The sequence below is a fragment of the Streptomyces sp. NBC_00873 genome (assembly GCF_045207415.1).
Lineage (GTDB): Bacteria > Actinomycetota > Actinomycetes > Streptomycetales > Streptomycetaceae > Streptomyces.
Genome location: NZ_CP108803.1, coordinates 1,024,704 through 1,040,914, shown reverse-complemented (window position 1 = coordinate 1,040,914; position 16,211 = coordinate 1,024,704). Strand labels below are relative to the sequence as shown.

13 protein-coding genes and 3 pseudogenes are annotated in these 16,211 nt (G+C 66.9%); 10 read left to right on the top strand and 6 right to left on the bottom strand.

The genetic code is table 11. The annotated features are described in order from the left end of the window. Window positions 1-159: 159 nt before the first annotated feature. The 7 genes and pseudogenes from OH809_RS04945 (at window position 160) to OH809_RS04915 (ending at window position 5,181) form a co-directional block, all read left to right on the top strand. A complete protein-coding gene (locus OH809_RS04945) occupies window positions 160-1,251 on the top strand; it encodes a PP2C family protein-serine/threonine phosphatase (RefSeq protein WP_406423638.1) in 1,092 nt (363 codons plus the stop codon). 115 nt (window positions 1,252-1,366) lie between these two features. Beyond that, window positions 1,367-1,573 (top strand): DUF5988 family protein, encoded by a 207-nt coding sequence (locus OH809_RS04940; RefSeq protein ID WP_406423640.1) that lies wholly within the window; start codon window positions 1,367-1,369, stop codon window positions 1,571-1,573. Window positions 1,574-1,801: 228 nt separating this feature from the next. Next, window positions 1,802-2,038 carry a hypothetical protein gene (locus OH809_RS04935; RefSeq protein ID WP_406423642.1) on the top strand — a complete coding sequence of 79 codons (237 nt, stop codon included), beginning with the start codon at window positions 1,802-1,804 and terminating at the stop codon, window positions 2,036-2,038. Between the two features lie 60 nt (window positions 2,039-2,098). Beyond that, window positions 2,099-2,413, top strand: a pseudogene (locus OH809_RS04930) (FAD-dependent oxidoreductase); the annotation flags it as partial. Window positions 2,414-2,884: 471 nt separating this feature from the next. Then, window positions 2,885-3,433, top strand: coding sequence for a hypothetical protein (locus OH809_RS04925; protein ID WP_406423644.1), 549 nt, complete (start codon window positions 2,885-2,887; stop codon window positions 3,431-3,433). A gap of 684 nt (window positions 3,434-4,117) precedes the next feature. Further along, window positions 4,118-4,480 carry a DUF1330 domain-containing protein gene (locus tag OH809_RS04920; protein WP_406423646.1) on the top strand — a complete coding sequence of 121 codons (363 nt, stop codon included), beginning with the start codon at window positions 4,118-4,120 and terminating at the stop codon, window positions 4,478-4,480. Window positions 4,481-4,806: 326 nt separating this feature from the next. Continuing rightward, complete coding sequence (locus OH809_RS04915) at window positions 4,807-5,181, top strand: hypothetical protein (RefSeq protein WP_406423648.1); 375 nt, start codon at window positions 4,807-4,809, stop codon at window positions 5,179-5,181. A gap of 333 nt (window positions 5,182-5,514) precedes the next feature. Here the strand turns inward: OH809_RS04915 and OH809_RS04910 are convergent, their stop codons facing one another. From OH809_RS04910 to OH809_RS04895, 4 genes and pseudogenes are all read right to left on the bottom strand, one after another. Then, window positions 5,515-7,920 carry an ATP-binding cassette domain-containing protein gene (locus tag OH809_RS04910; RefSeq protein ID WP_406425371.1) on the bottom strand — a complete coding sequence of 802 codons (2,406 nt, stop codon included), beginning with the start codon at window positions 7,918-7,920 and terminating at the stop codon, window positions 5,515-5,517. A 179-nt stretch (window positions 7,921-8,099) separates the two neighbouring features. Further along, a complete protein-coding gene (locus tag OH809_RS04905) occupies window positions 8,100-8,504 on the bottom strand; it encodes a VOC family protein (RefSeq protein ID WP_406423650.1) in 405 nt (134 codons plus the stop codon). A gap of 10 nt (window positions 8,505-8,514) precedes the next feature. Continuing rightward, window positions 8,515-8,728: pseudogene (locus OH809_RS04900) on the bottom strand (AraC family transcriptional regulator); the annotation flags it as partial. 40 nt (window positions 8,729-8,768) lie between these two features. Continuing rightward, a complete protein-coding gene (locus OH809_RS04895) occupies window positions 8,769-9,755 on the bottom strand; it encodes a class I SAM-dependent methyltransferase (RefSeq protein ID WP_406423652.1) in 987 nt (328 codons plus the stop codon). 291 nt (window positions 9,756-10,046) lie between these two features. On the opposite strand from OH809_RS04895, the pseudogene OH809_RS04890 reads away from it, so the two are divergent. Beyond that, window positions 10,047-10,166: pseudogene (locus OH809_RS04890) on the top strand (transposase); the annotation flags it as partial. A 137-nt stretch (window positions 10,167-10,303) separates the two neighbouring features. Here the strand turns inward: OH809_RS04890 and secY are convergent. Together secY and OH809_RS04880 are read right to left on the bottom strand one after the other, a co-directional pair. Further along, the gene (gene secY / locus OH809_RS04885; RefSeq protein WP_406423654.1) at window positions 10,304-11,614 is read right to left on the bottom strand and encodes a preprotein translocase subunit SecY; all 1,311 of its coding nucleotides are present in this window, start codon (window positions 11,612-11,614) and stop codon (window positions 10,304-10,306) included. 561 nt (window positions 11,615-12,175) lie between these two features. Next, window positions 12,176-13,123 (bottom strand): alpha/beta fold hydrolase, encoded by a 948-nt coding sequence (locus tag OH809_RS04880; RefSeq protein WP_406425373.1) that lies wholly within the window; start codon window positions 13,121-13,123, stop codon window positions 12,176-12,178. Between the two features lie 782 nt (window positions 13,124-13,905). Here OH809_RS04880 and OH809_RS04875 point away from each other — a divergent pair. Further along, complete coding sequence (locus OH809_RS04875) at window positions 13,906-15,030, top strand: Dyp-type peroxidase (RefSeq protein ID WP_406423656.1); 1,125 nt, start codon at window positions 13,906-13,908, stop codon at window positions 15,028-15,030. An 81-nt stretch (window positions 15,031-15,111) separates the two neighbouring features. Then, window positions 15,112-16,167, top strand: a complete 1,056-nt coding sequence (locus OH809_RS04870) for a cytochrome D1 domain-containing protein (protein ID WP_406514855.1) — start codon at window positions 15,112-15,114, stop codon at window positions 16,165-16,167. Window positions 16,168-16,211 lie beyond the last annotated feature (44 nt).

Sequence of the window (16,211 nt, the reverse complement as noted above, 5' to 3'; positions counted from 1 at the left end):
GTCACCGGCGGAAGCGCGGTCGACGTGGCGGGCGGCCACCAGACTTTGACCGGGAGACCTACCGCGACGTACTCGGGGAGTTTCGCGGCGGCCCGGCCGGCGACCACATTTCGCGCCGTCCGGGATGCGGCGCGCGCGCCTTCCGGAGAACGTGAGGGAGTGGTGCAGCAGAGTAGAGCCCTGTGGATCCCGGCCTGTGTCATCGTGCTGGCCGTGGTGATCGACCTGGCGACACCGCCCGATGTGACGTCCGCGCCGCTCCTGATGGCGGCGCCGGTCTCGGCCGCTCCGCTTCTGATGCCCGGGGGCATTGTCACAGTGGGTCTCGTGTCGATGGCGGTACACGCCGGGCTGGCGAGGGTGGACGGCACCCTCGGCTGGCACCACGGCGTCCCCAACCAGGTCACTCTCCTGGCCGTCACCGTGCTCGCCGTCCTCATCAACCGCACCCTGCACCGTCAGCACGCCAGGACCAGGCGCGCACTCCACATCGCGGCCGTGGCACAGCGCGCCGTTCTGCCCCGCCCACCGTCACGGCTGGACGGTCTGGAGATCGCGGCACGCTATGTGCCCGCCGAGAACGAGGCCATGATCGGCGGGGATCTGTACGTCGTGCAGAGCACCCCGCACGGCACCCGCCTCATGGTCGGAGACGTGCGCGGTAAGGGGCTGGGCGCGGTGAATGCGGTCTGCGCGGACATCGGCGCCTTCCGGTACGTCGCGGACGAGGCCGAGGACCTCGCCCAGCTCGTGCTCGCGCTGGAACGGGCCCTGCTGCGCGAGGGAGGACGGCGCGGGGGCCTGGAACAACAGGAGGGCTTCACCACCGCCCTGGTCGCGGAGTTCTCCACCGACCTGAATGTCGTACGGATGGTGAACCGCGGTCACCCGCCGCCGTTGCTCCTCGACGCGCACGGGACGGCGACAGTCCTGGAACCCTCGCAGGCAGCGCCTCCCCTGGGGATGATCACGCTGGGGGACTGGGCCTTCCCGGTCGACAGCTTCTCGTTCCCGCCCGGCTCGACCCTGCTCTGCTACACGGACGGAATCACTGAGTCCAGGGATGCCACCGGCACGTTCTACGACGCAGCCGCCCGTCTGCCCGTCCTGCTCCGGCGCGGCGCGCAAGCCGGAACACGTGTCACGCCGTCGCAGACCCTCGACGCACTGATCGGCGACGTACGACGTCATGCGGGCGGCAAACGCCAGGACGACCAGGCGCTTCTGGCCCTGCACCGCCCGTCGGCGTGACGTACGTCGTCGACGAGCCGCAGACCGACGACGGGGCGCTACCGGCAGGGGACGCCCAGCGAGCCTTTCGGCGCGTCTCGGAGAAGCCGGACCCCTGTCCGGGGAGACTCTCGTCATGACCAACGCAACGAAGGCAGTCCTTGAGGGCGGCCCTGACGATCTCCCCCAGCGCATCGTTCCCCTCACCACGCCCGGATCGGACCTCAAGATCCCGTTCCGCGGCGGGTACGAGCACTTCAAGGCAACGACGCGCCACCAGGAGACCGCCGAGGGGCAACTGCCCATCTACGAATGGTGGGAACGCACGGAAATCCCAGGGTAGGCGCCACACGGGTACGGCCTTCCCGCCCGCCCTGTACGAACGCACGGTTCCGTTCGACCGACGCGTACGCATGTCCCGCTCGGCTCCCGCACTGTCGATGGGTACGCCGAGGACTGCCGTTCGGCCGTCCACCGGCGGCGCGCCCGTACAGGTGGCTGCTTGCCGGGCCCAGGGTTCCCCCGGGAGAGGCTGCGAGCGCTCGTGGCGACACAGGGGAGGAAGGGGTACGTGCTGCAGACTCCACGGGCGGCCGGGCTGGCCGGGGCCGCCTTCGACTACGCGATGCGGACGGCCGCGGTGTTCACGCTCACGACATCGACCTTGGGGCATCGCCTCGGGGTCTTTCCGTGGTTGCTCACCCTGCTGGGTCTTCTCGTCGCCGTGGCGCTGCTCTTCGTCGCGGCCGACATCACCTGGGCGAGCACCGACCCCACCGGTCCTCCGATGCGGGCGTGGGGGAGATGACCACCGTCCAGGCGCCCCCGCCGAGTACGCGCGGAGGGTGCCGGACCGGGCCGCCGGAAGGGGCGGATCGTCGAGACGGACGTGGTGGTCGTCTCGCTCGGCGCGACCCGCAACACCGAATGGCCGGCCGGATCCGGGTTCGGAGCGGGACCCCGCCAGATCGCCTGCGACGCGGGATGCCGGGCCTTCGACTTCCGGGGCATCGTGGCCGACGACATTTTCGTCGCCGGTGATGTGGCCCGGTCCCCACATCCGCTCTTCGGCTACCAGTTCCTCTCCCTCGAGCACTGGGGCAACTCCGTCACCCAGGCGGAGGTGGCGGCGCACAACATGATCAGCGCCGGCACGGACCGCCGCCCGCACATGTGGGTACCGGGGCCTGCTTGCGGTGATGCGGGGTGCCTGCGGACGGCCCGGAGGTTGCCCCGGCGCTGTGTGCCGCAGGTCGCCACAGTTCAGGCCCACGGGGGTGTCCGGCAGGTGACCCGCCGCGTTGCCGTCGTGGGCCCGAGTCCACACGGCGCGGTGGGTGCTGATGACGGTCGTTCAGGGCGCTGGGGGCGTGGTCTTCGGCGTGCTGGAGTCCAGCGACATGCTGCCGACAGGGTGAGCGGACGTCAGCATGTCGCCCGGAAAGCCTAATCAGGTGCCAGGCAGGCATCCTGGCATACTTTTTGACTGAACATCAGATAATGGATCGGTGCGTGAACCGTGCCACGCGTACACCCGATCGGCCCCCTGGCGCCATGCCTTCGATAGGCCCGATATGACAGTTAAGCGGGCTGTAAGTACGTTCGTCACAGGTCGGCTGCCCGGCCGGCGTCTCTGAGAGCAGGGAGAAGTGACATGACCACGCGTACGTTCGCCGTTACCGCCGCTGTGGCGGGCGCGGCGGTCCTCGCCACCACCGGCATCACTTACGCCTCGGCAGCCGGGTCCACCCAGGCCGCCCCTTCTGTGCAACAGGCCGCTCCCGCCGCTGCCCCCCTCGGTAGCGGCGACAGCGGGGGCAGGGGGAACGAGGGCCGCGACAACGGCCGCGAAAACGGCCGCGAAAACGGCCGTGACAACGGCCGCGAAAACGGCCGCGGCTTCGGCCACAAGGAAGGGGGACGGATCCAATTCAACGAGCGGACGTACTCCGCTCACACGGACGGCTGCATCACCGTGGTCAGCGGTCTGGGCTCGCGGAGCTTCAACGTCCGCAACGACAGCCGGAGGACCGTTGAGGTCTTCAATGGGGCCACCTGCGACAACGGTTCCCCGGTTGCGACGGTCGGTCCTTGGAGCAGCAGCAACGGTGTCTTCACCCGCTTCGTCCGCGGCGGCCTGTGGGTCAAGCACGGTGTCGTGGGCAGCTTCCGGGTGGTCCGGGACCACCACGGCGAGTGGTAACAGCGTCACCCGCATCACATGGAAGCCCCGGCCCGTCGGAATCGGGCCGGGGTTTCCGGCATGGGGGACACCCCTCGGCGGATTTCCGGTCCCAGGTGGCGGCACACGTGCGCGGCTCCGCACTCGGTGCCCCATGCATCCGCCTCGCCCTGCCAGGTGTTCACCGAGTGCCCCGCGTGTCGCGCTGGGCGGACTCGGGCGGCTGAAGCCCTGCAAACCGGCTGGAGGGCGGTAGAACGAGCAGGCGCGCCGTCGCGGGTCGTGTCGGCAGAACAGGACGCCGCGTTCCGGTGGGCCTGCTCACCTTGTGACCGGCCGGCGTCTCTGCTCCGAACAGGCGCCACCCACCCGAGGCACCGGCCGGTTCGAGAATCCCGCACCCCGACAACTTTCGCGCACGCCGCACGGCGGAGGCCCCGTAATCGGTGCGGTCCGCCATTCGTACGCTCGCGACCCGGTCCGGTCGCCGCTCCCGCTGCCGGCGGTCCTTCTCACGGGTTCGAGAGCAGACTGGAAGAGGAAGGGCATGGTGTCGTACGGATCGGCTGGTTCTTCTGGTCGTCGTCCGTGCGTTGCAATGACGGCCTTGCCGCGGAGGGGGGTTCACGCCCGGACCGGTCGGGGGTCGATGCTGTTGGCATCCGGCGCCTCCGGTGTTGAGCATCGCCACGAGGAGAGGTACCCATGTCGACGTATCTGGTCAATCACCTGCGCATCCCCGGTGTGCCGCAGGAGGAGAACCTGGCCTATCTGGAGCAGGTCGAGGCCACCACGGCGCTCTACGGAGGCAAGTGGCTCGCGATTGACGGCGAGGTGCAGGTCCTCGAGGGCGCCTGGCCGGGCTCGGTAGTGCTGATCGAGTTCCCTGACATGGAGACGGCGCAGGCGTGGTACAACTCGCCGGAGTATCAGAAGATCATTCACCTGCGCACGGATCGGACCATCAATGATCTGGTCCTGGTCGACGGCGTCGGCTCGGACTTCACGGCTACCGGCTACGCGCAGCAGCTCCGTGCGACGATTGCGGCCGCCGAGTGCGGCAGCTGATCCGGCCGGTGCCGTACTGAGTTGAGAGACGGGTGGGTCCACCTGCGGTAGCCGGGCCTCACGCCGATCTCGATGGTTTCGGCACGTGTGCGTCGACGGACCGATGCGGCTCTATGTCGGGCGGGCCCGTCGGTCCGGGGGCGACACGTCAGTCCAGGCGGATGTCGCGTCATCGCCCGGGCGCTCTGGTCGTGACTTCCTGCATCAGCCAGCCGTTGCCATCCGGGTCGCTGAAGGCGGCGAACGACGGTGCGCCGCTTCACCGCTGCAGCGATCCGTGACGCGCCGATGAGGTGAGCAGCGATCTCCGGTGAGGAGTAGGTGAAATGACCACCCTGCTGGAATTCTTTCTCGCAATCCACGGTAGGCGTGATCGCTGGAGCGGCAATTTCCGTATGGGAAATTCCAGGGCGATTCAAGCAGATGGAGAGGGTGAGATTTTCTCCGGAGCGGAGCATCGGTGGCGGACCGGTGGGGGAGGGGCTTATTGGGGATTTGCTCGAGCCGCCTATGCCGGCAGCCATGAAACCTGGGGCTACTTGGCTGAGCCATATCTCTTCGCGTGGCCCGGCATCATTTTTTCCGTTCCTCTGCCTCAAGGTTCTGGGATTCCGGACGAACGTCACCTTGCCGGTTCGCCGGAGCGTTCCGGAAGTGTCCATCTGCCTGGTCCGCGGCGCGGACGGGAGGGCCGGCGTTAACGGCCTCCCCCCACGACAGGGAGTGGGCTTCCGACGCCCTGCGACTCCGCTTGCGGCGTTGTCGTCAGTCACCGACGCTCCGCGTCGACTCCGTCCTCGCCTTGCCCTCGAAGCCGCGTGACGCCGCTCGCTGATCTATTCCCTGTCGTGGGGGAGGCCGTAAGGGATGTCCCGTGCATCCCTTACGGGCACACGACGACAGCTACGGCACCTCGTCGCGCTGTGTTGTGACTGGGTGCTTCAGTTCGCCGGCAGGGTAGCGCCCGGTTCGCCAAGTGGGGCGAGTTCAAACAGTTGAGAGAACTCGTCTCACAGTGTCCGCGAGGGCCTCGGTCAGCTGCCGACGTAGGCAGCGAGGTGCTCGCCGGTGAGGGTGGAGCGGTCGGCGACGAGGTCGGCGGGTGTGCCCTCGAAGACGATCCGGCCGCCGTCGTGGCCGGCGCCGGGGCCGAGGTCGATGATCCAGTCGGCGTGCGCCATGACCGCCTGGTGGTGCTCGACGACGATGACCGACTTGCCGGAGTCGACGAGCCGGTCGAGCAGGCCGAGCAGGTGCTCGACGTCGGCGAGGTGCAAGCCGGTGGTCGGCTCGTCGAGGATGTAGACGCCGCCCTTCTCGGCCATGTGGGTGGCCAGCTTGAGCCGCTGCCGCTCGCCGCCGGACAGCGTAGTGAGCGGCTGGCCGAGGCTGAGGTAGCCGAGCCCGACGCCGGCGAGCCGGCCGAGGATGCGGTGCGCGGCCGGCGTGTGCGCCTCGCCGGCGCCGAAGAACTCCTCGGCCTCGGTCACCGACATCGCCAGCACCTCGCTGATGTCGCGGCCGCCGAGGTGGTAGTCCAGCACCGATGCCTGGTACCGCTTCCCCTCGCACTCCTCGCAGGTGGTGGCGACGCCGGCCATCATCGCCAGGTCGGTGTAGATGACGCCGACGCCGTTGCAGTTAGGACAGGCGCCCTCGGAGTTGGCGCTGAACAGCGCCGGCTTCACGCCGTTGGCCTTCGCGAACGCCTTGCGGATCGGGTCGAGCAGTCCGGTGTACGTCGCCGGGTTGCTCCGTCGCGAGCCGCGGATCGCGCTCTGGTCGATCGACACGACACCCGCGCCGACGGCCCCCGACTGCCCCGGCAGCGACCCGTGCACGAGCGAGCTCTTTCCGGAACCGGCGACGCCGGTGACGACGGCGAGCACCCCGAGCGGGATGTCGACGTCGACGTCGCGCAGGTTGTGCGCTGTCGCGCCGCGGATCTCCAGCGTGCCGGTGGGCGTCCGCACCGTGTCCTTGAGGGCGGCCCGGTCGTCGAGATGGCGGCCGGTGATGGTGCCGCCGGCCCGCAGCCCCTCGACGGTGCCCTCGAAGCAGACGGTGCCGCCCTCAGTACCGGCACCGGGGCCGAGGTCGACGACGTGGTCGGCGATCGCGATCGTCTCCGGCTTGTGCTCCACGACGAGCACCGTGTTGCCCTTGTCCCGCAGCCGCAGCAGCAGGTCGTTCATCCGCTGGATGTCATGGGGGTGCAGGCCAATGGTGGGCTCGTCGAAGACGTAGGTGACGTCGGTGAGCGAGGAGCCGAGGTGACGGATCATCTTGACGCGCTGCGCCTCGCCCCCTGACAGCGTGCCCGACGGCCGGTCGAGCGAGAGGTAGCCGAGGCCGATCTCCACGAACGAGTCGAGAGTGTGCCGCAGCGCGGCGAGCAGCGGCGCCACCGACGGCTCGTCGAGGCCGCTGACCCATTCGGCGAGGTCGCTGATCTGCATCGCGCAGGCATCGGCGATGTTGGTCCGCTTGATCTTCGACGACCGGGCCCCCTCGCTGAGCCGGGTGCCGTCGCATTCGGGACAGGTGGTGAAAGTGACCGCGCGCTCCACGAACGCCCGGATGTGCGGCTGCAGAGCCTCCTTGTCCTTGGACAGGAACGACTTCTGGATCTTGGGGATCAGCCCCTCGTAGGTGAGGTTCACGCCCTCGACCTTCACCTTGGTCGGCTCCCGGTAGAGGAAGTCCTGCATCTCCTTCTTGGTGTACTTGCAGATCGGCTTGTTCGGGTCGAGGAGGCCCGACTCGGCGTAGACCCGCACGGTCCAGAAGCTGTCCGACTTCCAGCCGGGGATGGTGAACGCGCCCTCGGCGATCGACTTGGAGTCGTCGTAGAGCTGGGTGAGGTCGATGTCGGAGACCGCGCCCCGGCCTTCGCAGCGCGTACACATGCCGCCGGTGCGGGTGAAGGTCGCTTTCACCGCCTTCTTGGCGCCGCGCTCGACGGTGATCGCACCGCTCGCCCGGACCGAGGGGACGTTGAAGGCGTACGCGCTGGGTGGGCCGATGTGCGGTTTGCCGAGTCGGCTGAAGAGGATGCGCAGCATCGCGTTGGCGTCGGTGGCGGTGCCGACCGTGGAGCGGGGGTCGGCACCCATCCGCTGCTGGTCGACGATGATCGCGGTCGTCAGCCCTTCGAGTACGTCGACCTCGGGCCGCGCCAGCGTCGGCATGAAACCCTGCACGAAGGCGCTGTATGTCTCGTTGATCAGCCGCTGCGACTCCGCGGCGATCGTGTCGAACACCAGAGAACTCTTGCCCGAGCCGGAGACGCCGGTGAACACCGTCAGCCGGCGCTTCGGGATCTCGATGCTGACGTCCTTGAGGTTGTTCTCGCGCGCGCCGTGCACGCGGATCAGATCGTGGCTGTCCGCACCGTGCAGCGCAGTCGACTGCGTGTCCGTCCTCTTGGCCATGCTTATCGTGTCTCCATCTGTTGGGTGGGGCCGCCTTCGCGGTCTCCGTCGGCGTCGCCCGGCTCGATCTGACCAGCTTCGAGGAGGAGGGGACAGCCCTTACGGCCTCCCCCGCGGTAGGCCGTAAGCCTGGATGCGGCGCGGGGTTCGCCCGCAGGGCAGCGTCCGGTTCGTGGGATCGGAGCTCACTGCCTGCGAGGCTGACTGAAGCGCAGCATGTTGCCGGAGGGATCGCGGAAGGCGCAGTCGCGGACGCCGTACCGATCGGCTCCTGCAGCACCTCGCCACCCCCGGCGCGGATGCGCTCGAAGGTGGCGTCGCAGTCGTCGGTCCTGACGATGACACCGCAGGCCCTTCGCCAACAGTTCCGCCATGGCCTCCTTGTCGGCGGGCGAGGCGTTCGGGTCCGCGAGCGGCGGCTCGAGGACGATCTCCACGTCCGGCTGCGACGGCGCGCCGACGGTCACCCGGCGCATCCCCTCGAACCCGACGTCGTTGCGCACCTCCAGGCCGAGAACGTCCCGGTAGAAGGCCAGTGTCCTGTCGTGGTCGTCGACGGCGATGAAGCACTGTGAAAGCTTGATGTCCATGCGTTTCACGCTACGGACGGGGTGCAGGTTTCGCTTCTCCATTCCTGACCGGTCGCATGGGGATCTTGGCGACGCAGGCGGGGATGGCGGCGCCCTCGTCATGGCGGCGGGCCCGATATGAGCTCGGGCTCTCGCCGACCCGTCGGTGAACCGCGAGTTGAACACCCCAGCGATGTGCAGCCGACCGCGAAGCAGACCTACGTCACACTCAAGTCGCCCCGCCGGCACCGCCCGCCGGCACCGCCCGCCGGCACCGCCTGGCGGCTACGCCCTGCGCGTCACCTTCTTGACCAGCCGGGCCAGACCGGAGGATCCGCCGCTGGGCTCGGCCGCGTTCAGTGCCTTCTCCAGCTGGGCGAAGTGGTCCTTGCGGGTCCGGCTCAGGTATTCGTTCGAGGTCAGCGGCTTGGCTATCTTCCAGGCGCGGGGGTGGTCACCCTCGTAGTGGGCGACATAGGCCTTGGCGAGTTCGATCACGGCCTTGAACGGGATCCCGTCGGTGTAGTCCCGGTCGACGACATCCTGGACGGCCGACATCAGCTTCAGCTTCTCGTCGGTGTCGAAGGCGTCCTCGGCTATGGCCCGCAGCACGTCCTGCGGGATCGGCTTGATCACCTCGAAGGCCAGTGTGGAGCGGATGGGCGGCCCGGCGATCTCGATGTACGGCAGCAGCAGACCGGTGCTGTAGTGCAGCCACGGCAGCCGGGGGCTGGCGAAGTCCTGGTGCAGCAGAACGGAGCCTGGCTCCAGGCGGGGCAGGAAGCGCTCGGCCACACAGCGGAAGACCCGCGCCGTCTTGGCGATGTCGACGTGCAGGAACTCGATGGGACTGTGGTCTTCGGGGTCGGAGGTCTGCCAGATGTCGCCGGGGTGCAGCTCGATGAAGTTGATGAACGGCTTCAGCTTGTCCTTGAAGTCGTCGAGGAAGGAGTTGGTGTCCTCGGGCGCGGCCCCGGCCGAGAAGAATTTCTCGGAGGCGAAGGTTCCCTTCCCAACCCGGAAGAAGTCGTACGCGTGCAGCTTGTTGGTCTTCTTGTCGAAGTCCGGGTTCTCCTGCAGACCGAGAGCGAGCGCGTACGTCGATCCGCCGCCGCCCGACCCGAGCTCGATCACCTTGCCCTCTCCAGTCAGCCGATGGCGTCCCAACAGGTAGAGAAAGCGCAATTCCCATGCGCTCACCTGGGAGTAAGGGATCACGTCCGGAAGTTCAACGTCGTCGAGCTGGAGGTAGAGCTTGCTGAGGGGCGCCACGGGTACCTCGCGGTCTCAATTGGATGCACGGGTCGCGATATTAACGTCGTGCGCCGGAGATCCGTCGGCGAAAACCGGCGATGGATTTGAGGATTTCCCCGGCCGTAACAGTCCGGATGAACGGTGTTGGGCCGACGTTCCCCTTCTGGATCCGAGCGCGGATGATCTCGGCTTCGAGCGACCGCGTGGCGAACACCGTACTCGCGTACCACGGCAGCCCGCGCACAAGCAGCCCCACCGCTCCTGACCAGGCATTACCTGTCGCGTTCCAGTTCGCCGACCACGACCAGGGGGCGGGCCCCGGTGGACCGGGAGTTGTATCTGCCCAGGTCCTGGACAGAGGATCCCGAGCGCTGCAAAGCCGCCCAGGTTCCCGAGAAGCGGACCTTCGCGACCAAGGGCGAGCCGGCCACCGCGCGTCTACCACTGGGCCGCCGCCAAGCTGCCGGCCAACATCGTCTTCGACCCGGACCCGGCCACCGACGAGGGCGGGGCCGTGCAGGCGGGCGATGTCGCGCATCGGGGAGGCGGAAAAGGGGGTCCGGGAATCAGCGGAGGAAGCCTTCGTAATCGTGCTGCTGGAGCTGGCTGTTGATCTGCTTTACCGTTTCCAGGCCCACGCCCACGATGATGAGGATGCTGGTTCCGCTGAGGCTGCTGGCACCGCCATAACTCGCAAAGGCAACTGTTGGTACCAATGCGATCACCCCCAGGTAAAGCGCTCCCGGCCACGTCATCCGGTTGAGGACATAGCCCAGATACTGGGCGGTGGGTCGGCCGGCTCGGATTCCTGGGATGAAGCCACCGTATTTCGTCATGTTATCCGCGACTTCCTCGGGGTTGAACGTGATCGACACGTAAAAGAAGGCGAAGAAGACCGTCAATAGGAAATAGGTGATTACGTAGTAGGGGTCGTCGCCCCTGACGAAGTTACGTTCGATCCATGCCTTCCACCCCGAGGTCGAACTGGAGAACTGTGCAATGAGCTGTGGAATGTAAAGCAGCGACGATGCGAAAATGACCGGAACTACACCTGCTTGGTTCACTTTTAGTGGGATGTATGTGGATGCGTGACCGTAGGATTTCCGGCCGATCACCCGCTTTGTGTACTGCACCGGGATACGGCGCTGGGCCTGCTCGACGAAGACGACCAAGCCCACCATGACGAATCCGACGGCAACGACGCTGCCGAAGTTGATCCAGCCACCGGCGATCTTGCCGTTCTGTTTGATGGACCACAGTGTGCCGGGCAAAGTGGCTGCGGTCGAGACGAATACCAGGATCGACATGCCGTTGCCTACACCCCGGTCCGTGATCAGCTCGCCGAGCCACATCACGCAGGCTGTCCCTGCGGTGATCGTGAGCACCATGGTGGCGGTGATGAAGATCGACTTGTCCGGCACGATGTCCGAGGCGACTGGACAGCCGCTGAACAGGGCGCCGCTCCGGGCGGTTGCGACCAGGCCTGTGCCCTGCAGTACGGCGAGCGCGACCGTGAGGTAGCGCGTGTACTGGGTGATCTTCGCCTGCCCCGCCGAGCCCTCTCTTTTGAGCGCCTCCAACTTCGGGATGACGACGGTCAGCAATTGAAGAATGATGCTGGCTGTGATGTACGGCAGGATGCCGAGTGCGAACACTGCGATATGTAGCAGTGCCCCGCCGCTGAACAGGTTCAACAGACCGAGTAGACGGCTGTTGCCGGCCTGTGCTGCACTGACGCAGGTCTGGACGTTCCCGTAGTTCACCCCGGGGATCGGGATGTGTGCCCCGAGGCGGAACAGGAGGATCATGCCGAGCGTGAAGAGCAACTTATTGCGCAGTTCGGGTGTCCGGAGAACGCGGACGATCGCGGTGGGCAAGGTGCCTCCTTCGCCTCTGCGCCGGCGAGTCAGAGATGACGGTGTTGAGGGATGGCCGCATCAGTAATTTCCGACCGGGGAACGCCTCGTCGGAGTAGCAGATGGCTGCGTCAGTGCGAAGCGTGTCACGATCACAAACTCGGCACCACTTGAGTCGAACTCGACTTGCGTAAGCCAGTGGCAGCCTCAAAGGCATGGGTTGGCAGCAGGAGGTTGCACATCACATCGCGCAACTCGAGGGTTCCGTCAGGGCAATGATGTGGGTTCCCCGCACCGCGCCGTGATCTGCGCGCCTGCGCCGGACCGGACGATGGGCGGCTGAGACCTCACACGCGTCGTACCAGGAGCGTCTGACGGGCTCCGGCCACGGCGCGATCACCACGTAGCTGATCCCGGCCGATGCGCTCCTTCGTGATGCGCGACGGCACGGTCCGTTGCCCTCAGCGATCGACTGATCCGTCTGCGCCCGGAACTCCTGCGAATGGCTCGCAGGTTTTGGTACGAACGGCTGACACGCTGCGGTTCAGCGGTGAGGCGAGGCAGTCACTCCGGGTGGCGCGATCAAAAACCGTCGACTTCGACTACCGCTTCGGCGAAGTCTTTCGGGGCTTCCTGCGGCACGTTGTGGCCGATGCCCTTCAGGGTCCGGTGGGCGTACAGGCCGGTGAAGTGCCTGCGATAACCAGTGCCATCCCCGGGAGGAGTGAAGGGATCCAATTCACCGTCAAGGGTGATCGTGGGCAGCGAGATGACGGGGCTCTGGGCAAGTTGTTCTTCGAGACGGTCGTATCGGGGGTCGCCCTTGGCCAGGCCAAGTCGCCAGCGATAGTTGTGGATCACGATGGGGACCCAATCCGGATTATCGAAGGCCGCCGCAGTGCGTTCGAACGTTGCGTCATCGAAACGCCATGTCGGGGAGACGTTCTTCCAGATCAGTTTCGCGAAATCATGCGTGTACTTCGCAAGGCCGAGCCGGCCCCTTTCTGTGGCGAAATAGTACTGATACCACCACGCCCACTCGGCCTCTGGCGGCAGCGGCTTCTTGTTGCTCTCGCGGTTGGTGATCAGATAGCCGCTCACCGAGACCAGCGCCTTGCAGCGTTCCGGCCAGAGCACCGCGATGATGTCAGCCGTCCGTGATCCCCAGTCGAAGCCGGCGATGATCGCCTTGCTGATCTTCAGTGCATCCATCAGCGCGATGAGGTCGAGAGCAAACACCGACTGCTGGGCATTCAGGAACGTCTTGCTCGAGAGGAAGCGCGTCGTGCCATGGCCGCGCAGATACGGGACGATCACCCGGTAGCCCCGCGCGGCCAGCAAAGGCGCCACGTCGACATAACTGTGAATGTCGTAGGGCCAGCCGTGCAGGAGGATGACCGCGGGACCCTTGGCGGGACCGGCCTCGGCGTACCCAATGTTCAGGACCCCGGCATTGATCTGCTTCAGTGAGCCGAAGGACGTATTCCCCGGCTTGTGCATGAGGTGCGCCATCGACTCTTGGGTGCTCACGGCACCCTGTTCAGGTGGTCCTGGCGTGGCGACGAGCTCAAAGGCGGCCGCACTGTCGACGGCGCCGCAGGTTTTGCCCGTGACCGGGTGCTCACCGCCGGCGAACTGACCGCCGGCCGCCGGGGCCTGACTCTTGCCGATGTCCGCCAGGTCCGGCTTGCTCAGTTCGATGTCGGCGGCAGCCGCCTTCGTCAATGGCCTGCCGGCCCGCCTCAAGGAGCTCAAGCCGCTCCTGCGACTGGGCTGTTTCCGGAAGTCACCGGTCTGTCCGTCGGCCGTCCGGGGGAGCTCCCCGGGACCGCCGACGGTCTGTGATCCGGTCGCCGAGAAGCCACCGTGCCGTCGGCCTCACAGTGACAGCACACGGGCACGGTCGACGCCGCCGCACGCGATCCAAACCCCTTACCTCGCGCCACACTGCCCAGTGGCGCGAGCAGGGATGTCACATATATTCCGTTTTGTGGACGGTTATGAAACTGGCGGTCCTTCAAGCGCTGGTTGGGAACCGCCGTCTACGGGCGTGCCCTGCTGGGTCGCCCGGCTCACGGAATCCGATCGCGGCAAGAGCGTACGGCTTGCCGCCTGGCTCCTGTCTGAGGGGAACGATGGCTGACGAGACGTTCGCGACCCTGGATGAAGGGTGGAGCGGCGAAGGGTGTCCGGCGAGTGCGTTTGCCCGGCGGTCGTTTCTTCACGGTGCTGCCGCGGGCCTGGCCGGAGCGGCGGGCGCGGTCGCCTTGGGCAGCGGTGCGGCGTACGCCGACACAGTGGCTGTTCCCAAGATGGGACCGACATCTCGTGTGATCCCCTTCCACGGCTATCACCAGGTGGGCATCGCCACTCTGCCCCAGCAGGACGCGATTTTCGCCTCGTTCGACGTGACCGCCTCGAGCCGAGCGAAACTCACCGACCTGTTCCGCACGCTGACCTCGCGAGCCCGTTTCCTCACGGCGGGCGGCAGACCACCGAAGGCGTCCCCGACCGCACCGCCGACGGACAACGGCATCCTGGGACCCACAGTCGTGGCGGATGGTCTCACCCTGACGGTCGGAGTGGGCGCATCCCTCTTCGACCACCGCTACGGACTCAAGCCGCGCAAGCCGGTCCAGCTCGTCACGATGACTCCCTTCCGCCATGACGACCTGGACCCCGCGCTGAGCCAGGGGGACCTGCTGATCCAGATCTGCGCTGATCACCGCGACACGACGGTGCACGCACTGCTCGACATCCTGACCCACACCAAGTCCGCGATGAAGCTGCGCTGGCGCATCGACGGCCAACGTAATCCGGAGCGTCCGGTCGGTGTGCGGCGCGACTGGTTCGGCTTCAAGGACGGCATCTCCAACCCATCCGTCACCGACGACGCCCAGATGAATCAGGTGGTCTGGGTCCAGCCGAAGAGCGCCGAACCGGCCTGGACCGCGGGTGGCACGTACCAGGTGGTGCGTATCGTGCATTTCTTTATCGAGGCATGGCAGAAGGTGCCCGTTGCCCAACAAGAGCGGATCTTCGGCCGCCGCAAGGCGAGCGGCGCCCCCATGTACGCCGTGGGCGAGAACGCTCCGGAACTTTTCGACCCCGTCTACACCAACGACCCGCAGGGCCTGATCACCCCGCTGAACTCTCACATCCGCCTCGCCAATCCCCAGACTCCGCAGACCGCGGCGACCAGCACCATCCTGCGTCGCAGTTACGACTACGACCGGAGCCCCAACCTGCCGGAACTCGACATGGGGCACGCGTTCGTCTGCTTCCAGCAAGAACTCAACACCTACATCGCCATGCAGACCCGGCTGGAAGGCGAAGCACTGGTGCCGTTCATCAGCCCACGGGGCGGGGGCTACTTCTTCGCACTTCCGGGCGTCCAGGACGAGAAGGACTACTACGCCCGCCGGCTCCTGACCTGATCCGATCCCGCTGCCGGGCAGCCGTCGGCGGGATGTCGCCCGGTCCCGGACCGAACCATCGCACTGCGCACAGGAGGCGAGATGTTCTCTGCCCTGCGGACCCGAGCCGGCAGCGGCCGCCGGCGACCCGGCACGACGGTCCGGTCGGCAATCGCCGCGGGCATGGGGATCCTGTTGATCTCCTGTACGCCCAGCCCCTCGGCCAAAAAGGAATCGGCTCCTGCGCCGACTGCGCCGGCTGCCCCTGTTGCCGGCGCCAGTGGCCGCGTGTATGTCACGAACCAGCAGGACAACACACTCTCGGTGATCGACGCCCGAACCTACAAGGTCGTCGCAACCGTGCCGGCCGGCGTGGCGCCGGAAGGCCTCGCGGTCACCAAGGACGGCAAGCACGTGTACATCGCCAACAGCGGCTCTGCCCGGGTCTCGGTCCTCGACACCCGGAACAACAAGATCGTCAGAACCGTGCCGGTCGGGAAGAGCCCCACCGGTGTCGGCCTCAGCCCTGATGGCAGGTCCCTCTATGTCACCAACGGCAGGTCCAACACCGTCTCGGTGATCGACACCCGAACCAGCCGGGTGGCCGCGACCATCCGGGTCGGAAAATCTCCGGTGAACGTGGCGTTCAGTCGTGACGGTGGCAGGGCCTACGTGGCGAACGCCGGGTCGGGCAACCTGTCGGTCATCGACACCCGCACGCGCCGGGTCGCCCGGCAACTCCCCGCGGGGCGCTCCCCGGTGGGCGTGGCCCTCACCCCGGACGGCGAGTCGGCCTACGTCGCCGACGAAGTGGGAAGGAAGGTCCTTGCCATCGCAATCCGTACCGGCAAGGCGACTGCCGTACAGGTAGGCGAGGGCCCCATGGACGTGGCTATTGGGCCCGACGGCCGCTTCGCCTACTCCGCCGATCTCGGCCCGGGCAACGTATCCGTGATCGACACCGGCAACCACCGCGTCTCGGCAACCATCGCCCTGGGCCCTCCCGGCACCGACCCGTTCAACCTGGAAGTCACCAGCGGCGCTGTCTACGTCACGAACCAGGGAGCGGGCACCCTCACGGTCATCGACCCGACATCCCAAAAGGTGGTCGCCACTGTCACCCTCGGCGCCAGCCCCTACGGCGTCGCAGTGAGCTGAGCCGGCGACGCACTGCATCGTCACCATCAAGGTAGGCGTCCTGG